The organism is Paenibacillus koleovorans NBRC 103111, from assembly GCF_004000845.1.
In the GTDB taxonomy this organism is placed as follows: Bacteria; Bacillota; Bacilli; order Paenibacillales; family NBRC-103111; genus Paenibacillus_AA; species Paenibacillus_AA koleovorans.
Genome location: NZ_BIMA01000135.1, coordinates 1 through 16,962 on the forward strand (window position 1 = coordinate 1; position 16,962 = coordinate 16,962).

A 16,962-nucleotide genomic window follows, 5' to 3' on the forward strand; every position below is an offset into this window, starting at 1 on the left:
GGGCATTGGAATTGGTGCAGAAGATTACTAACTCGAGCTCCAACGGTCGAATGGAAGAGGAGTTAGTGCAAAAATGGACTAACTCCGCTCCATCGCCTGCTCGGCCGCTCGAGTTAGTGCAAAAAGTTAATGAACTCGAACTCAGAAGGCCGGATGGGAGGGAAGTTAGTGCAAAAAGTTAATGTACTCGAGTGTAAGTCCCAGTCGTCCGGCAGCTAGGCTTAGCAAAAAGTTAAAGAACTCGAACAGACTGGAACACTACTAAAGTGGCCATCCTTTTTTTACGCTTCGTCCACCCGGCCCCGCCCTCAATACTGCTGCTGCTTCAGCTCGCGGTAATCTTGCGGCGTGATGTTCATCATCTTCTTGAAGAAGCGCGTGAACGCGATGCCGGACTGGTAGCCGATGTCTTCGGCGATGTCCTGGATCAGGCGGTCGCTGGATTCCAGCAGATGCTTGGCTTGTTCGAGGCGGATTTCCATGATGTACTCGGAGATGCCTTCACCGGTCACTTGTTTGTAGAGGCGTGACAAGTAAGTCGGATGCAGATGCACCCGCTCGCCGAGACTCGTCAGGGAGAGGTCGCGGTTGATATGGTCGCGGATGTAGCTCTGCAAATCGGTGATCAGACGGTTGGACCGCGTCTCCTGGTCGAGTACGGTATACTCGAACAGAAATTCGGCTAATCGGCGGCAGTAGGCGATAAAGGCATCCCAATCCGGGTTCGTCTCCGTCCGCGCCAGCGGCTCGAGACCGAGCCGTTCCGCCGCGAGCGGCAGCGACTGTCGCCGGTTCAGATAGCTGATGAACAGATGCGACAAGAAGTGAACGGCCTCGAGCCGGACTCCCCAGGAGGCGGCCCTTACCGTCACGTCGAGCTCGCCGAGCAGGAGGAAGAAGTCCTCCTGCTTGCCGCCCGCGAGCAACGTCTGCAGCGTAGAGAAACGCGAAGGGTGCAAATACAGCTCCCCATCCACCTGCGGCTGCCCGGCCCCAGCCTCTGCCTCCGACTCGGCCCCAGCTCCGGCCACCGCCCCAGCTCCGGTCCAAGCTTCCGCTCCAGTCCTAGCTTCAGCCCCCGAGCCGGCCCCAGCTCCCGCTCCGGGCATAGCTTCAGCTCCAGCCCCGGTCCTCGATCCGGCCCAAGCTCCCGCTCCGGGCATAGCTCCAGCCCCGGCCCTCGACCCGACCCCCGACACCGCCGACGCCGGTGTCGAGCGGCCGCTCTGCTCCAGCTCGGCGTCCGTCGTGAGCAGCTCGCGGTTCAGCCCGAGTCCGCGCTGCAGCAGCAGCTCCAGCCGGTGCAGACGCTCGCCGGCACGCGGCCAAGGAGCGGGCTCGGCATTCAATATAAACGAGACCTGCAGCTTCAGCAGGTCCAAGCAAATATTCTGCACCCGCTCAAACGTATCGTAAGCAAACCGAAACGTCTCCTCCTCCTCCTCTTCCTCATCCTGCTCGCCTCCCGCCTCCGCTCCCGCCTCCGCCTGCCAAAGGCAGACCAAATGCGACGACTCCAGGCTCAGCGTCATCAAGCGAACGTGAGGCGAGAGGCACTCCTCCAGGATGTTGGCGACCGAATAATGTAGCATCGCCTGGTCCGACCACGTCATCGTTTGCTTCCAGCCGTCCAATCGAGCGAGCGCCAGATATACTGGGCGCTGAGCCAGCAAGGGCACGCCGAGCGTGGCGAACGCCTCCGATCGACGGGCCTGATCGTCCGCGTGCAGCCCCTGCAGCAGCTCCCGCAAGAACACCTTGCGCAGCGACGGCAGCGCCAGCCGGTACTGCTCCTGCGCCTGCGCGAGCAGCTCGCTCGATTCGCGCTCGGCCAGCAGCGCTTCAGCGGCGCCGGCTACGGCTTGCAGAATGCGGTCGTCGCCCTCCGTCTTCAGGATGAAGTCGAAGCCGCCGAGCTTGACCGCCTCCCGCGCATATTCGAAATCGTGGTAGCTGGTCAGGAAGATCACCTTGCAGCGCGGCCAGCGCCGGTTGATCTCGCGAAGCATCTCAAGCCCGGTAATCTCCGGCATCTTGATGTCGGTCACGACGATGTCGATCGGCGTCCGCTCCATCCGCTCGAAGGCTTCCGGAGCGGAGTACGCCTTGTACACCTCCATCGGCCGGGGAGGCTCCTCTCGGAACAGCTCGCTCAGTCCGTCCGCAATAATCGGTATGTCGTCGACGACCAACAGGCGCACCTGTTGCTGCATCCCCATCAACTCGCTCATGCCTGCTCCCCCTTTTCCCCGTTCAAATCGATCCGAATCTCCGTACGCAACCCCCCAAGCGGACTGCGCGACAGCACCAGCCCCGACCGTTCGCCGAACCGAAGCTGCAACCGCCGATGCACATTCAGCATGCCGGTGCTCTCCGTAGCGGGATCCCGCGCCGACTCCAGCCTCACCTGCAACGCCTCAATCCGCTCCTCCTCCAACTGCTTGCCATTGTCATCCGCGATGATCCGGGCTACGCCACGCTCGAACGCAAATCCGACCGACAATCGGCCCTCATCGAGCTGTTTCTCGAACGCATGGGCGAAGCTGTTTTCCAGCACAGGCTGCAGCAGCAGGCGCGGCACCAGGAGCTCGCCCATCCCGGGCGGAATGTCGCCGAACACAATCGAGATGCGAGAATCGTAGCAGACGGATTGGATATCCAAGTACGCGCGGGCATGCTGGACATCCTCCTGCAGCGAAACCTCATCCTCGGCGTTGCGCGTTATGAAATGAAAGTACCGCCCCATATAGCCGGTGAACTGAGTGGCCTGTTCCTTGCGACCCAGCCGGATCAACCGTTGCAGCACGAAGAAATTGTTGTACAGAAAATGCGGATTGATCTGCGACTGCAGCCGTTTGAGCTCGGATCGTTGGTTGAGCAGCTTTTGCTCATAGGCCACGTGGATCAACTGATTCAAATTCTCGACCATCGCGTTGAACCGCCGATACAGATAGCCGAACTCATCCTTGTTGCGAGGCGTCAACGCAAAGTTCAGGTTGCCGAACTCCACCTTCCGGAATCCGTTCAGCAGGTTGTGCAGCGGCGCATGAATCGTGCGATACACCCAGTAGGAGGATACTAAAATGACAATCACGGAAACGATGGACATGATATAGAACAGCACGTGGTACACATTCAGCGAATTGTAAATTTCATCGGTAGGCGCATAAGCGACAAGTGTCGTGTTCAGTTTGGGCGAGTGTTCATACACGATATGGTAAGCTTCCTTCTGCAGCCGAATGGTCTCGAAACGCGGACTGCCCAGCCCCACGTTTTTCTGCTGATGCATTTGCTCGGCCAAATAGCTACGGACGGCAGATTGGACTCCATCATCCCCATCAGTCGAGACCTGCCAACGCAGTCCTTGGTCGAACAGCATCGCTCCGCCGCGATTATAGCTTAGCAGCTGCGACAAATACGTGACGAGATTCGGGGTAGACATCTCCATCGCGAGCACCAGACCTTGGCTGCGGGTGTCGCCGGCATCCGGAACGAGCGGAGCGCTCATGTACAGCTTGCCGCCGTAGGGGATGAACGGTCCGGACCGGATGCTGACCGCGTCGAACAACGGCTGGGCGGTACCCGTCGCGAGCTGGCCGGAGGTCGAGATCGTTTGCCCGATTTTCGGCAGGAAGGCGATCGTCGAGGAGACGAATTGGGAAGAATATTGCAGACGACCCATCAGATCGTGCACGCTTAAGGTAAATATGGTTCTCTCCGCCTGCGTGGAGGTGACGGGATCGATCGTGGCTTGCGTCACGGCGGCATCGCGGGCGGATTTCATCAGCATGTTGTCCAGCCGAACGATTTCGGTTTCCAGGATATTATGGTACGAATGAATCGCGCTCGTGAGCGACAAAGCGATCTCTTGCCGGTTTTTATCGACTCCGATATTGTAAAGCATATAGTTGATCACATAGAGCGGCGCGACGATCAGGAGCAGGCTGGCGATCAGCTTGGTCAGAATCGAGCGGTCGGCAAGCGCTTGCAGCGGATTTCGAAGCATGGACAGCCTCCTCGTGCGGAATCGGCATGGTGGTCCTTTTATTATATCGGAAATGCAGGCCGCCAGGAGCAAACCGTTGTCTACGTCGTTATGCCGCTCTCAACCTGGCGCTACGAGATGTTTGCAAATCGATAAGAACGGTCTATCGTTGTTGAAAACCGTTAATGGTACCGGGAAATGACCCGACCTTATACTGAAGAGGCAAGAACGGGGCATACCAATCCGAATGTAGGGGGAACCGAAACATGCGTCACAAAGTAAAGATGGCCGCAGCGTTAGTGCTTATGACTTCGATGATAGCGGCTTGTTCGTCGGGAAGCGGGAGCACCAAAGAAAACGCTTCCGCCAATCCGTCGCCGAGCGCGGCAGCTACACAAGGTCCGCCGACCGATCTGTCGATGATCGTGCAGAGCCATACGGCGTTCCCGCAAAAAACAGACTGGATCATCTATCAGGAGCTCGGCAAGCTGACGAACACGAACCTGAAGCCGAGCGCCTACCAAGGCAACTGGTGGGAAGCGATCCCGCTCGTCATTGCCTCCGGCAACATGCCGGACCTGATGTGGATTTCCGGTACGGACAATCTGCATAAGTATGGAGGCGAAGGCGCGTTCGTCAACCTGCTCGACCACATGGACAAAATGCCGAACATGAAAGCCTGGATCGCCAAGAACCAATTCGAGTACAAAAACCTGCTGTCGGCAGACGGCAAGCTGTTTATGAACCCGACCAAAGGCGGCTACGGAAACTACGACGGCCTGTGGCTGCATCGCGAGGATATTTTCAAAAAGCATAACCTGGCAGTGCCGACAACCTACGATGAGCTATATACGACGATGGTGAAGCTGAAGGAGCTGTACCCGGACAGCTATCCGCTGTACGCGCCGAGCTGGGGCATCATGAACCAGATTGCGCTTAGCTTCGGCTCCGCCAATGCGTTCTACATCAACTCGAAAACGAACAAGTGGACGTATGGTCCGAGCGAGGACAGCTACCGCAAAGGGGTCGAGTTTCTGGCCAAGGCCTACAAGGAGAAGCTGATCCCTCAAGAGTTCGGCAACGTCACCAACGCCAAACGCGACGAGCTGATCACGGGCGACAAGACGTTCATCTATTTCGGCTACATCAACCAGATCGATTCGTTTAACAACTTGGCTCGTCCCAAAAATGCCAACTTTAAGCTGTCGCATTTCACGCCACCGGGAGGGGCTGGCGCCAAGGGGTATCATGGCTTTGAGTTTATCCAGATGGAAGGTCTGGCCGTCACCACCACCTCCAAGAACAAGGACGCGGCGTTCCGCTACTTGGATACCCTGTTCACCGACAAGGCGCAGGAAATCGTCAGTTGGGGCAAGGAAGGCGTGACTTACGAGAAGCCGGGCGGTGTGAAGAAGTATTTGCCGGCTGTCAAGGATACGAATACGCGCTCGATCGAGTTCGGTCTGCGTACTGCGGGCACTTACGCGCTCTTCGACAACACCGCCAACATCTCGCTGTTCAATGAAGAGACCAAAGCTTCTTACGAAGCCGCCGCCAAACATATCGCACCGGCCATCGCCACCGTTGTCCTCAAGAAGGAAGAGCGCGATTCCATTCAGCTGAAGCAGGATGCGATCGGCAAGTACGTCAGCGAGCAGATCAGCAAGTTCATTCTCGGCACGCAGCCGATGAGCGATTGGGACAAATATATCACAGGTCTGAACCAGCTTGGGCTTAGCGATGTGTTGAAGGTTTTCGAGACCGCGTATGCTCGTTCCAAATAAGAGCTAACGACAAACAGCAGGCGGCCGTACGGATCCGGGTTCGCGGGGTTCGGCGGCCGTCTCTTTCACCCAGGGAGGTTACGACGATGGCGGGAACTACTGCGACCTCTGCCGAGAGCCGGCCGGGAACCGTTCGTACGAAGCGAAGCTTAGCATGGAGAAAGTTTAAGGAAGGGAAATATTTGCTGCTTCTGTTTTTACCGGCGTTCCTGTTTTATGCGATTTTCGAATATGGGCCGATGTTCGGCATTCTCATTGCGTTCAAGGATTACAACGTCTTTCAGGGCGTCTGGGCCAGCGATTGGGTCGGTTTGAAATATTTCAAAATTTTTATTTTCGAGAACCCGGACTTTACCGTCCTTCTGAAAAATACGGTGCTGATCGGCCTCTACTCGCTGATCTGGGGTTTCCCTGCGCCGATTATCCTGGCTCTGCTCCTGAACGAGCTGCGCAGCGTCGTGTTCAAGCGGTTCGTGCAGACGGTCAGCTACTTGCCGCACTTCGTCTCGAATGTCGTCATCGCGAGCATGGTGCTTCTGTTTCTATCGCCGGACAACGGCTTGCTGAATCAGATCATCGGGTATTTCGGCGTGGAGCCGATCTATTTTATGGCCAAGTCGGAGCTGTTCCGCACGGTGTATGTCGCTTCCGGCATCTGGCAGGGGGTAGGCTGGGGCACGATCATTTATCTTGCGGCGTTGACGGCGGTGGATCCATCGCTTTATGAGGCTGCCGAGATCGATGGCGCTAGCCGCTGGCGCAAAATGTGGCATATTTCTTTGCCGGGCATCGTGCCGGTCATAGTCGTCCTGCTCATCCTCAACATCGGCGGTCTGCTGGGCACCGGCTTCGAGAAGGTGTACCTGCTGTACAATCCGATGACCTATTCGACGGCGGACATTTTCTCCACCTATACGTATCGCGTCGGCTTGATGCAAGGCAATTTCAGCTATGCGACGGCGATCGGCGTGTTTAACGGGTTGGTCGGGTTCTTCATGATCGTGGGGGCCAACTATTTGGCGCGCAAAACGAGGGAGACGAGTCTCTGGTAAGCTGATGCCGGGGTCGGTGCGAGAGGAGGAGGGGTTAGACGATGAGGAAAAAGATCGAAGTGTTTGACGTCGTTAATGTCGTGCTCATGATCGGGTTGATGGCCGTTACGCTGTATCCGTTCTGGTACATGATGGTCGTCTCGGTCAGCGGGGAATTCCACGTTTTGCGCAACGATGTGCTGCTTTGGCCGAAGGGCTTTACGATGGAGTGGTATAAGATCGTTCTGGAGGATAAGAAGGTGATCACCGGGTATCGCAATACGGTATTTTACACGGTGCTGGGCACCTTTATTGCACTGGTAGTCACCTCGATGGGAGCGTTTGCGTTGTCTCAGAAAAGGATGCCGCTGCGCAAGCCGCTTATGCTGGCCATTGTGTTCACGATCCTGTTCGGGGGCGGCATGATTCCGAGCTACCTGGTGGCGCGGGAAATCGGCATCCTCGATACGATCTGGGCGATGGTGCTGCCCGGAGCGGTGAGTACGTTCAATTTGCTGGTGTTCCGGGCCTTCTTCGAGGGGCTGCCGGAGGAGCTGTATGAGGCGGGTAGAATGGATGGGCTGAACGATATCGGCTTGTTCGCTCGGATTGTGGTTCCGCTGTCGTCGCCGGTTTATGCTGCGATTGGGTTGTTCGTGGCGGTCGGGTTGTGGAACGAATTTTATCGGGCGATTCTGTACATTCGCAATCCGGATCTGTACCCGCTGATGATGGTGCTGCAGAATTTGATCGTGAGGGGTGCGCAAGCTTCGCAGATGGCTTCGCAGGCGTCCAGCGGCGGGGATCTCGTTGTTTCCAATGCGCTGCGGTTCGCCACCATTATTTTTGCGACATTGCCGATTCTGGTGCTTTATCCGTTTCTGCAAAAGTATTTTGTCAAGGGTGTTCTTTTGGGCTCGGTTAAAGGATAATGTAGAGGATGGATCACTTGGACAAAGAGAGGAAGCGAGTGGGATGATAGAAGCCGTACTGATAGGAGCGGGAGAGCGGGGCATGGTGTCATACGCCTCCTACGCGCTGAAGAAGCCGCATGAGTTGAAATTCGTCGCGGTGGCCGAGCCGAACGAGGAGCGACGCCAGCGATTCGCCAAGCTGCACGGCATTGCGCCGGAGCGGCAGTTCGCCTCGTGGGAGGCGCTGCTCGAGCAGCCGAGGCTGAGCCGGGCGGCGCTTATCTGCACGCAGGATGCCGACCATTACCGGCCGACGATGCTGGCGATTGAACGGGGGTACGACATCCTGCTGGAGAAGCCGATGTCGCCCGATCCGGCGGAGTCGCTCATGATGGCGGCGGCAGCGGAGCAGGCGGGGTGTGTGCTGACCGTGTGCCATACGATGCGGTATTCGCCGTATTATTATCGGGTGAAGCAGCTTGTGGACAGCGGAGTCGTCGGGCGAATCGTGAACATCCACTGGATGGAAAACGTCGGGTACTGGCATCAGGCGCACAGCTTCGTCCGCGGCAACTGGCGCAATTCGCGCGAGTCCAGCCCGATGATTCTGGCCAAAACCTGTCACGACCTCGACATGCTGCAGTGGCTCGTCGGCACGGAGTGCGAGCAGGTGTCGTCGTTCGGTAGCTTGACGCACTTTCGCGAGGATCAGGCGCCTGCCGGATCGACGGCTCGTTGCACGGACGGCTGCGCAGTGGAGTCGACTTGCGCGTACTCGGCGATTAAGTGGTACTACAACACGAGCGACCACTGGCCGCAAAGCGTCGTCTCGGCGGACAACTCGCTGGAAGCGCGGTGGGAGGCGATCTCGCGCGGGCCGTACGGGCGCTGCGTGTATCGGTGCGACAACGATGTCGTCGACCATCAAGTCGCGACTATGCGCTTCGCCGGCGACGTGACCGTGGCGTTCACGATGACGGCGTTCTCCGTCGAAAACACGCGGTCGTTCACGATCATGGGCACGGAGGGCGAGCTGCGCGGCCGGGACAAGTCCAACGAGATCGAGATCTACCGCTTCGACGGCACTCGGCAGACGCATCGCCCGGCCGAAGTCGATGGCGGCCACGCCGGAGCGGACACGATGATCATGCAGGACTTCGTCCAACAACTTGAGCGCGGTGACAAGGTCGGGCGCTCGTCGGGCCGCGTGTCGGCTCAGAACCACCTGATCGCCTTCGCCGCCGAGCGCTCGCGCCTCACGGGCGAGACCGTGGATCTGCGCCGCTTCGAGGCTTCGCTGTTGGAGGCGGGGGCGCTGTAACCGGCCGGTTAGCAGGCGGCGAGAGTGGTTGTGCGGGATGAGGCAACTCTCCCGTGCTGCATGGTGTCTGGGCATGTTCAGGATGAAGGGCGTTGGTTACTTGGTGGAGGTGTGTAGGGTGGCAGGAAACGGGTGTCTTGAGCCGGATGCTATTGTAGAACGAACCCAAAGTCGGCCGACCACCAGGTAACCATGCTCCGTAGTCCGAAAAACCCCACTTGCAGAGTAAGGGGATCGTGCATTTCTTAACGCAGTCCGATTTTGCCGAATTGGAGAGGCCTTTTCCGGAGGGGGTGTGCTGGAAGGGCTCTGCAAGTGGGTGAATTCGGACTGCGTTGCTTTTTCTAGGCGCCGCCTGTCCTCTAGTCAGGAAAAGTCGGACTGTAAGACTGCATGACTGTAGGTCAATCGTAGCTTCCCTCTATACTTGGCAAACTGCATGGTGTCTGGCGATATTCAGTGATGAAAGGCATTGGTTACTGGGTAGAGGAGGGAAGGTTTCGCGTTAAACGGGTGTTTTGAGCTGACTTCTACGGATAACGAACCCTAAGAGCGCCGACCACCAGGTAACCATGCTCCCTAGTCCGAAAAACCCCACTTACAGAGTAAGGGGATCATGTCTTTTATGCCGCAGTCCGATTTTGCCGAATTGGAGAGGCCTTTTCCGGAGGGGGTGTGCTGGAAGGGCTCTGCAAGTGGGTGAATTCGGACTGCGTTGCTTTTTCTAGGCGCCGCCTGTCCTCTAGTCAGGAAAAGTCGGACTGCAAGTCATTGACAATCCGTTTACCGTTTACCGTTTACCGTCTATTGTCTATAAACTCATATACATCAACCTTTTTATAAGGTCGTGAAAATATCCCCCTAAGCTCGTGCAATGATTTTATCAAATATAGCTGGCGCATGGATTCCGGTTTAGATTAACGAGATAACAATTACATAAACTTGAGTTTATATAAACGAACACTTATAATAATGCCAGAGACGAGGTGATGACTCTGCACGACATTTACGCCATAATTGCCGAACCGTCACGAAGACGCATCCTGGATTGCTTGCTGCGTTCGGATTCGACGGTCAAGGATTTGACCGAAGAGCTGGGGTTGTCGCAGCCGCTGGTCTCGAGCCATCTGCGTCTCTTGCGGGAGAGCGGTCTCGTCCGGGTCCAGTCTGATGCGCAGCGCCGCATTTACTCGCTGGATGCGAGTCCGTTGACTGGAGTGGATGAGTGGTTGAGCGCCTATCGCGACAAGTGGAACCGGCACGTTGACAAGCTGGAAGAGCATCTCGACCGGCGCAAACGTTTGAAGGAGGAGAAACAAGCCGATGAAACCACCGGAGAATGAGTCGCAGCCCAGCCTTTCCCGCCAAGCAGGCGAATGGGTGTTGGTGCTGAAGCGCACGCTGAATCATCCGATTGAGGACGTTTGGGCGGCCTTGACTGAAGCGCAGCAATTGCCGGCTTGGGGGCCCTTTGCCTCCGATCGGGACTTGCTCTCGACCGGGCCCGTCACGCTCTCGCATGTGAACTATGAGAAGGAGGACGCCGTACGGCAAGGGGAAGTGATCGCGGTAGAACCTCCTCATTTGCTGCTGTTCCAATGGGGGCCGGATCTTTTGCGCTGGGAATTGAGCTCCACCGGAAACCAAACCATTCTCGTGCTGCAGCATCGCTTCAGAGAGTCGGGGATGTCGCCTTCTTTTGCCGCGGGATGGACATTATGTCTCAAGGGTTTGACGGGCATCCTGGAGGGGAAGCCAATGCCATCGATGGCAGGCAGCAACGCCATGCTATACGGCTGGAAAGAGCTGCATGACGAGTTCAAGAAGCGATTCGAAGCTATCCATGACGAGACGCTGCCAACCGACAAAGGAGAGACTCCAAATGAATAATAATACGAAGATGAAGATAGCCAGACCTGCGTTTGAGGTGTTCGAGGCTTTCGTAGATCCGGAGAAAATCGGCAATTTCTGGTTTTCGTCCAGCTCCGAACGTTGGACCGAGGGCAAGGCGATCAAGCTGCGCTACGAGGAATACAACGCTGAAGGCGATATCGAGGTCAAGGAAATCGTGCCCGGCACGAAAATTGCTTTCGAATGGGATTACGGCACGATGCATCGCGTCACCATCACTTTCACGCCGGACGAAGAAGGGACCACGCTTGTAGAAGTAAATGAGGAAGGCTTCACGAAGGACATCGATTCGATCCCGTTGATTGTAGACAACAAAGGTGGTTGGATGTACATGCTGACTTGTCTCAAAGGGTACATGGAGCATGGCATCACCACATTAAGAGGAGCGCTAGTGCACTAGGAGGCAGAAGGAAAAAGGGGGCAGAAAACACCCCGACGAGTTGCCTCTCGCTTCCTTTTTTTGATGCATCGCGCTTATGATCAGGCAATGAATTTGTACACATGAGGAGATAAGTCTATGGAAAAGAACAAATTACTAAGAATGGACAATATCGGCATCGTTGTGGAATCCCTTGATGACGCGATCTCTTTCTTCGAGGAGATTGGCTTGAAGCTCGAGGGGCGAGCTACTGTCGAAGGCGAATGGGCTGGTCGCGTAACCGGGCTGGGTTCACAGTGTGTAGAGATTGCTATGATGGTTACCCCAGATGGCCACAGCCGACTTGAACTTTCGCGATTTCTCACCCCGCCTGTTATATCCGATCACCGAACTGCTCCTGTAAATGCACTCGGTTATCTACGCGTCATGTTCACCGTTGAAGACATTGACGAAATGGTAGCCAGACTTACCAAGCATGGTGCTCAGCTCGTTGGCGAAGTAGTCCAGTACGAGAACTCGTATCGGCTCTGCTACATTCGTGGGAAGGATGGACTTCTAGTCGGTTTGGCGGAACAACTCGGTAATAAATAAGTGGGGTTTATTAAAGAAGACTTAACTGAACTAGGTGCATCATATAAACACCTCATTCACGCTCCGGGTCTGAGCGACCCTCGGTCCCGGGAAGCCAACACATTGTCTCCCTTATAGCTCAACCCCACCCGAACCCCCGCCTTCATCCGGTCTGTACTCCAGCAGATCGCCCGGTTGACAATCCAGCGCCTTGCAGATGGCCTCGAGCGTCGAGATGCGGATCGCTTTCGCTTTTCCGTTTTTCAGAATGGACAGGTTCGCCATTGTAATCCCGACCCGTTCGGATAGCTCGGTCACGCTCATTTTTCGCTTCGCTAGCATCACATCGACATTGATTATAATCGCCATGGGTTCACCTCAGATCGTTAAATCATTTTCGGATTTTAGATCAATGGCATTTCGCAAGAGCCGTTGGAGCACCGCGGCGAAGACGGCAATGACGGCGGAAGCGAACCCTGGGACCATGCCGAAAAAAATGAGGCCCGGGGCGTCGTCCGCATCCGCCATGAAATACAAGAAAGGCAGGCAAGCGGCACAGATGATGCAAATCAGGACGGCGCAGTAGGTAATGAGCTTAAGCGCGCGAACCGAAAGCTCGGAGAACGCATTGTTCTTGTCGATATAGGTCAACAGCTGGAACGCCTGATACAAGGCCACGAAATACGGAATGGAGCCCAAATACGACAAACCTAAAACGGGATACACCCAATAGGCCGGAAAGTAGCCGACGGTTTCCCTGGCCATCCAAGGCAACCCCACGATACACAAAGCCAGAATCGGAAGGGCGATCACTAATAGAACCGTTTTTAAAAAGAGAGTAGTCCCTCGTTCCACAGAACGCACCTCACTTCGTTAGAATCACCCTGAATGTAACATATAATTTATCGATTTACAATATATTTTGATTGTTTTACGAGTTGACAACCAAACGATCAGCAAGTTGCACTGATGACGAATGTGAAGGTGATGATGTAGTCCGATTTTGCCGAATTGGAAGAGGCTTTTGGCGAGGGGTGTGTCTAAAGGGCTCTGCAAGCGGACGAATTCGGACTACGGCATTTTTCCTAGGGGGGGAGGGGCTCTGTAATCAGGAAAAATCGGACTGGAGCCGAGGGGGGGAAGTTCGGGAGGGATTGGTTACTGGCTGGAGGCGAAGGGAGTGTGGGGAACGGGCAGTTGGAGCAGGGAGGGCGGGTAGGTGGGTAATTTATTACTGAGAGCCAAGGTTGGCAGGGGTTAGCCGGTTTGGGCGAGTAACTTGCTGCTGTGGGCACCGTTTTGGCAGGAGTAAAGCGGTTTGGACGGGAACTTGCGGTCCCCCTTTTATTTCCTCTGCGGAAAGGGTGGAGGGCGCAGGCCGACGTGGAGCTGGGGCGGGGCACCATGGGCGACGATGAAGGAGAGCAGCCCGTGGTACGCGGGCCGCGCACGTAGCCGGTCGGCGAGCGGGGCTGAGACGGCGGCGTAGTGGCGGAGCGGCCAGCCGCGCCGGGCGGCGATGTCGAGTAGGCGCTGGCGGACGAGGCCGTCGGGGCCGATAACGGAGCGTGCCGGAGCGAACAGCGAGAAGACCGCCGGAGCGGAGGTGATGTGGGCGGAAGCTGCGACCGAATCCACCGGGTAGCCGACCGAGGTATTGCAGACGTAGGTTGCGGCAGATGCATCGAAGGCATCGAGTGAGGCACCGCAGGCGGAGATTGCGTCAGCAGCAGAAGGTGCCGCAGATGCGCCGGACTTAAGTGATGATTTTTCGACGCGACAGACTGCTTCGGCCCCAGGCTGAAGATCGAGCGGCAGCGACAGGCTAAAGCCCGACTGCGCAAAGGGCAGCCGCTCAGTGGCCGATCGCTCGGCGAGTGCTTCGACGAGGTCGAGCAGGGCGTCTGCCTGCGAGGCCAAGCCGAGGCGCCCCAGCAGCCGGCGCACCTCCCACGGCTGCAAGCCGTGCGCGCGGTAGTAGAGCTCGATGCGCGCGGCCGCGGCGTCGACGCCGATCATGCGCAGCATCGGCGTCCCGCTTGGAAGCAGCGGCGCGTCGCCCAGCACGTCCCGCGCCCAAGCTTCCGCAGCGGGGGAGCCGCCTGCCGGCACTTCCACGTACAGCTTGAAGGCATCGCCCTCCGGGCCATGCCTGCCGCTGATCCAAGTGCCGTACTCGAGGCGGCCCCACGCCTGCGCTTGCCGCAGCCGGTCGACGATCTCGCCCGGCCAGGCCATCCCCGCCGCGTCCGCACACGCGGCCAACGCCAGGTCGAGCCGTAGGCACGGCTCAACCTCCGGTCCCGCGCACTCGACGGTGTAGCGGATCGCCTCGCCGCCGCCCGAGGTAAAGCCGAGCTCGACGGGATACCCGTCACCGGTCAACCGGCTCGCCCGCCAGGCGACGTCCGTCCAGGGTGACCCCAACGTCCCGGCAAGAACCCGCTGCAAGGCGGCTGCAGCACGACTCGCGAGAAGAGGGGACTCAGCTTGATAGCAAGCAAGTGCGGCTAAAAGCGCTGGCTCTAGTCCCGGATCCGTTTTCGGCACCATCGCCGCCGGTTCCAGCTTTGTGCCAAAGCCGGCTCCAGACCTGTCAGCATCGCCCCGTATATTCGCACCATGCAGCCCCATAGTTCTCCTCCATTCGAACGATCACCTTTTAGCAATCCGCTTGCTCCGATAACCTTCCTCAATCGACCTCTTTCCGGCAACCGTGCACTTGAAAATTCCTCATTACCTCTTCGCCGGCGCCTTACTTCAACAACATCGCTCCCAGCACCTTTGCCCCTACTACCTTGCTGGTTACACGACTCTCCGCGCAACAGCCCCTTTAAGGGTGGTAGGCTTGCGACTACTGCTCCAACCACCTTCCACCTTTCCACCTTCTTCTGAACATCTACCTGCAATCCCGCCAGCCCAGCAAGAAATCCTCGTCCATCCGATTCTGTTGCCCGCGCAGCTGTGGCGATTGGTTCGGACCGGCCAACTGATGCACCTTGTCCACAAGCTGCTGATGGAACGCCCGGTGCGTGACCGTGAAGTTGCTCTGGTTCACCAAGTCCAGGAACGCCTGGGTGAAGTACCCGTGATCCGGCGTCTCCCCGGCATACTCGTTCCAACGGCAAGCCGCGAACAGCGTCGACTTGGCGAGCTGCACGAACAGCTGGTTCGGATCCTCGCTCATGCTAAGCAAGCCGTTCCCCGCCTGGGCCACTTGGGTGACGTTATTGCTGTACGCCTGCGGGCCAGGGACCGTGACGCCGAATGGGATTACTTTTTTCAGCGTAGCGATAAGGGACTGAATAAACTCGGTCGCATACCGGATTGACCGGATGGCGCCCGGATGCTCGGTCTCCTCGTGCATACCGCCGGAATGGCAGCTGTCGAGAATGATCGTGAAGTTGACGCGCGAAGGCTCAAGCGCCTCAGCGGCCATCGCCAAATCCCAGTCGGTAATAAACGTGCCCGAATAAGGAATGATCGTCTGATAGCTGGCGCCTCCGCCCCCCGCGACCGGATGCAGCCCGCCGTGCCCGGCATAGTACAGGCAAGCGACGTCGCCCGGCTCGGAGATGGACAGCATGTAGCGGATCGCTTGGCGAATATTCGACGAGGTGGCCCGGTTGTCCGTGTACAGCCACACTTGGCTCGGATCGAACAGGAAGGCGTCGACGAGCAGGTGGTACATCGCTTGGGCATCCCGCACGCAGCCCCGCAAATTAGTGAAGCCTTGAACAGAGTAATCGTTAACGCCTACGACAACAGCGCGTTTGGTCATGGCGGTTCCTCCCTTGGATTAGATACGGATGCTACGGTTGCGGTTCGGCGATCGGGATCAGCGTCTCTGCGGTCTCGACAAACGGCCCCTGATTCATGGCGTTGTTCGTCCCGACGAACGTCAGGCGGTAGCGGAACGTTTTCAGAGCCGGGTTGAGCTGCGCAAGCACAAGCTGCAAAGGATCGATTTGATTGCCCATCAGCCTCAGCCGCTCGGTCCGCTTATACCGGTGGTCCGGATCGTCGTACTCCACATCGATGTACACCATTCTCACCTTCGCGCTGTCAAAAAGAGGGATAAACTCCAGCTGAATCGCGCCTGGGAACGGATCGTCGACCGGCACGAGCGTAGCCTCCGTATCCACGGGATCGGTCTCCCGAATGGTGCCGTCCTTCAAGTGATGCACGAATCGGTAGCTATAGGTTCTCACGGACTTGTCGTCCAGTCGGAGCTTCCACGTCGAGGCGGCCGCGGCCTGCGTCAGCACGACAACCTTGTTCCAAACGGCCCCACCGGGTGCGGTATAGGACAAATGCACGTCGATGGAGTCGATCAGCCCCCAGTCGATGCTGGCCCCGCGAATCTGAATTTCCATGAAGCCGAATTGGTCAAAAGGGTTCAAGAGCAGCGTACGGTCCTCGGTCTGGCGGGCGGGAATCGTATAGGAGCCTTGGCTGCCTTCCCAGTCCGCCTGGCGATCGAAGTGATACTGGACGGAATAGCGGTACTGGAGATCGAGCCGTCGGTTCAGGAACACTTCCCACGTCCGGGGGGCGGCGTTCCCTTTATCGAAGACGAAGTCTTTATGCTTCAAAGTAGCCGGATCGGCCGGGTTGCCATAATCCAGCGACAGCTCGGCGGAGTGGAGGCCGATGCGTGCATAGTCGACAAGCGTTTCTGCCCGGATGGTAAACACGCGGAAGAAAGGATCGTCTAGATCGACTTCGACAAAATGTTTGCCCCTCTCGAGGTCCGCCACCAGCAGCCCGAAAAAACCTTGAGGCGCATAGGTGCGCTGGGTTGCTTCGGAGCGGTTGTAGACGAGCTTGACGTGTTTGCGCTCCTCCTGGCGGACGAACCGCAGCCGGAACGAGACGAGCGCCGGGCTGCCGGTGCCGCCACTGCCCGCGCCGCCGCCAGCAGGGGAGCCGATGCCGGCCGGCAAGCCCGAAGCCCGGCTCGGCAAGGCGGGCGCACCGACGGCAGCCGGCGCAGGGGCCGACGCCGAAGGGGCCGGCGAGCCCGTGCCCTCGGTTGGGCTCGCCCCAGGCGCCCCGGGCGCCGCA

15 protein-coding genes and 1 pseudogene are annotated in these 16,962 nt (G+C 57.7%); 9 read left to right on the forward strand and 7 right to left on the reverse strand.

All coding sequences use genetic code 11. The features are described 5' to 3' along the window. A partial coding sequence (locus PKO02S_RS32960) for a hypothetical protein (protein WP_218033966.1) occupies positions 1 to 182 on the forward strand: 182 nt, incomplete at its 5' end. 126 nt (positions 183 to 308) lie between these two features. Here PKO02S_RS32960 and PKO02S_RS27905 read toward each other — a convergent pair. Both PKO02S_RS27905 and PKO02S_RS27910 read right to left on the reverse strand, forming a co-directional pair. Then, positions 309 to 2,231 carry a response regulator gene (locus tag PKO02S_RS27905; protein ID WP_127588316.1) on the reverse strand — a complete coding sequence of 641 codons (1,923 nt, stop codon included), beginning with the start codon at positions 2,229 to 2,231 and terminating at the stop codon, positions 309 to 311. Next, on the reverse strand, positions 2,228 to 4,006 hold the full coding sequence (locus tag PKO02S_RS27910; RefSeq protein WP_127588317.1) for a sensor histidine kinase: 1,779 nt from the start codon (positions 4,004 to 4,006) through the stop codon (positions 2,228 to 2,230). Before PKO02S_RS27910 ends, PKO02S_RS27905 begins: the two co-directional genes overlap by 4 nt. Before the next feature lie 245 nt (positions 4,007 to 4,251). Between PKO02S_RS27910 and PKO02S_RS27915 the strand changes: the two genes are divergently transcribed. From PKO02S_RS27915 to PKO02S_RS27950, 8 genes are all read left to right on the forward strand, one after another. Then, positions 4,252 to 5,769 (forward strand): extracellular solute-binding protein, encoded by a 1,518-nt coding sequence (locus tag PKO02S_RS27915; protein ID WP_127588318.1) that lies wholly within the window; start codon positions 4,252 to 4,254, stop codon positions 5,767 to 5,769. Positions 5,770 to 5,855: 86 nt separating this feature from the next. Next, positions 5,856 to 6,821: an ABC transporter permease gene (locus tag PKO02S_RS27920; protein WP_127588319.1), complete on the forward strand. Its 966-nt coding sequence runs from the start codon at positions 5,856 to 5,858 to the stop codon at positions 6,819 to 6,821. A gap of 41 nt (positions 6,822 to 6,862) precedes the next feature. Beyond that, positions 6,863 to 7,732, forward strand: a complete 870-nt coding sequence (locus tag PKO02S_RS27925; RefSeq protein ID WP_127588320.1) for a carbohydrate ABC transporter permease — start codon at positions 6,863 to 6,865, stop codon at positions 7,730 to 7,732. Positions 7,733 to 7,775: 43 nt separating this feature from the next. Continuing rightward, positions 7,776 to 9,035, forward strand: coding sequence for a Gfo/Idh/MocA family protein (locus tag PKO02S_RS27930; protein WP_127588321.1), 1,260 nt, complete (start codon positions 7,776 to 7,778; stop codon positions 9,033 to 9,035). Positions 9,036 to 10,024: 989 nt separating this feature from the next. Beyond that, the gene (locus PKO02S_RS27935; protein ID WP_127588322.1) at positions 10,025 to 10,378 is read left to right on the forward strand and encodes an ArsR/SmtB family transcription factor; all 354 of its coding nucleotides are present in this window, start codon (positions 10,025 to 10,027) and stop codon (positions 10,376 to 10,378) included. Next, positions 10,359 to 10,925: an SRPBCC family protein gene (locus PKO02S_RS27940; protein WP_127588323.1), complete on the forward strand. Its 567-nt coding sequence runs from the start codon at positions 10,359 to 10,361 to the stop codon at positions 10,923 to 10,925. Before PKO02S_RS27935 ends, PKO02S_RS27940 begins: the two co-directional genes overlap by 20 nt. Next, complete coding sequence (locus PKO02S_RS27945; RefSeq protein WP_127588324.1) at positions 10,918 to 11,346, forward strand: SRPBCC family protein; 429 nt, start codon at positions 10,918 to 10,920, stop codon at positions 11,344 to 11,346. Before PKO02S_RS27940 ends, PKO02S_RS27945 begins: the two co-directional genes overlap by 8 nt. 117 nt (positions 11,347 to 11,463) lie before the next feature. Then, on the forward strand, positions 11,464 to 11,916 hold the full coding sequence (locus tag PKO02S_RS27950) for a VOC family protein (protein ID WP_127588325.1): 453 nt from the start codon (positions 11,464 to 11,466) through the stop codon (positions 11,914 to 11,916). Between the two features lie 111 nt (positions 11,917 to 12,027). Here the strand turns inward: PKO02S_RS27950 and PKO02S_RS27955 are convergent, their stop codons facing one another. The 5 genes and pseudogenes from PKO02S_RS27955 to PKO02S_RS32610 form a co-directional block, all read right to left on the reverse strand. Continuing rightward, positions 12,028 to 12,264 carry a helix-turn-helix domain-containing protein gene (locus tag PKO02S_RS27955; protein WP_127588326.1) on the reverse strand — a complete coding sequence of 79 codons (237 nt, stop codon included), beginning with the start codon at positions 12,262 to 12,264 and terminating at the stop codon, positions 12,028 to 12,030. Between the two features lie 9 nt (positions 12,265 to 12,273). Beyond that, positions 12,274 to 12,750, reverse strand: a complete 477-nt coding sequence (locus tag PKO02S_RS27960) for a DUF2975 domain-containing protein (RefSeq protein WP_174819964.1) — start codon at positions 12,748 to 12,750, stop codon at positions 12,274 to 12,276. A gap of 489 nt (positions 12,751 to 13,239) precedes the next feature. After that, entirely contained in the window at positions 13,240 to 14,280 is a 1,041-nt protein-coding gene (locus PKO02S_RS27965) for a hypothetical protein (RefSeq protein WP_127588328.1), read from the reverse strand. Between the two features lie 514 nt (positions 14,281 to 14,794). After that, positions 14,795 to 15,676, reverse strand: coding sequence for a caspase family protein (locus PKO02S_RS27970; RefSeq protein WP_127588329.1), 882 nt, complete (start codon positions 15,674 to 15,676; stop codon positions 14,795 to 14,797). 31 nt (positions 15,677 to 15,707) lie between these two features. Beyond that, positions 15,708 to 16,962 (reverse strand): annotated as a pseudogene (locus PKO02S_RS32610) (hypothetical protein); the annotation flags it as partial.

Bases quoted from the DNA above. Each gene is read 5' to 3' on its own strand.
- PKO02S_RS27905 (WP_127588316.1), bottom strand. From the start codon at position 2,231: ATGAGCGAGTTGATGGGGATGCAGCAACAGGTGCGCCTGTTGGTCGTC.
- PKO02S_RS27910 (WP_127588317.1), bottom strand. From the start codon at position 4,006: ATGCTTCGAAATCCGCTGCAAGCGCTTGCCGACCGCTCGATTCTGACC.
- PKO02S_RS27915 (WP_127588318.1), top strand. From the start codon at position 4,252: ATGCGTCACAAAGTAAAGATGGCCGCAGCGTTAGTGCTTATGACTTCG.
- PKO02S_RS27920 (WP_127588319.1), top strand. From the start codon at position 5,856: ATGGCGGGAACTACTGCGACCTCTGCCGAGAGCCGGCCGGGAACCGTT.
- PKO02S_RS27925 (WP_127588320.1), top strand. From the start codon at position 6,863: ATGAGGAAAAAGATCGAAGTGTTTGACGTCGTTAATGTCGTGCTCATG.
- PKO02S_RS27930 (WP_127588321.1), top strand. From the start codon at position 7,776: ATGATAGAAGCCGTACTGATAGGAGCGGGAGAGCGGGGCATGGTGTCA.
- PKO02S_RS27935 (WP_127588322.1), top strand. From the start codon at position 10,025: ATGACTCTGCACGACATTTACGCCATAATTGCCGAACCGTCACGAAGA.
- PKO02S_RS27940 (WP_127588323.1), top strand. From the start codon at position 10,359: ATGAAACCACCGGAGAATGAGTCGCAGCCCAGCCTTTCCCGCCAAGCA.
- PKO02S_RS27945 (WP_127588324.1), top strand. From the start codon at position 10,918: ATGAATAATAATACGAAGATGAAGATAGCCAGACCTGCGTTTGAGGTG.
- PKO02S_RS27950 (WP_127588325.1), top strand. From the start codon at position 11,464: ATGGAAAAGAACAAATTACTAAGAATGGACAATATCGGCATCGTTGTG.
- PKO02S_RS27955 (WP_127588326.1), bottom strand. From the start codon at position 12,264: ATGGCGATTATAATCAATGTCGATGTGATGCTAGCGAAGCGAAAAATG.
- PKO02S_RS27970 (WP_127588329.1), bottom strand. From the start codon at position 15,676: ATGACCAAACGCGCTGTTGTCGTAGGCGTTAACGATTACTCTGTTCAA.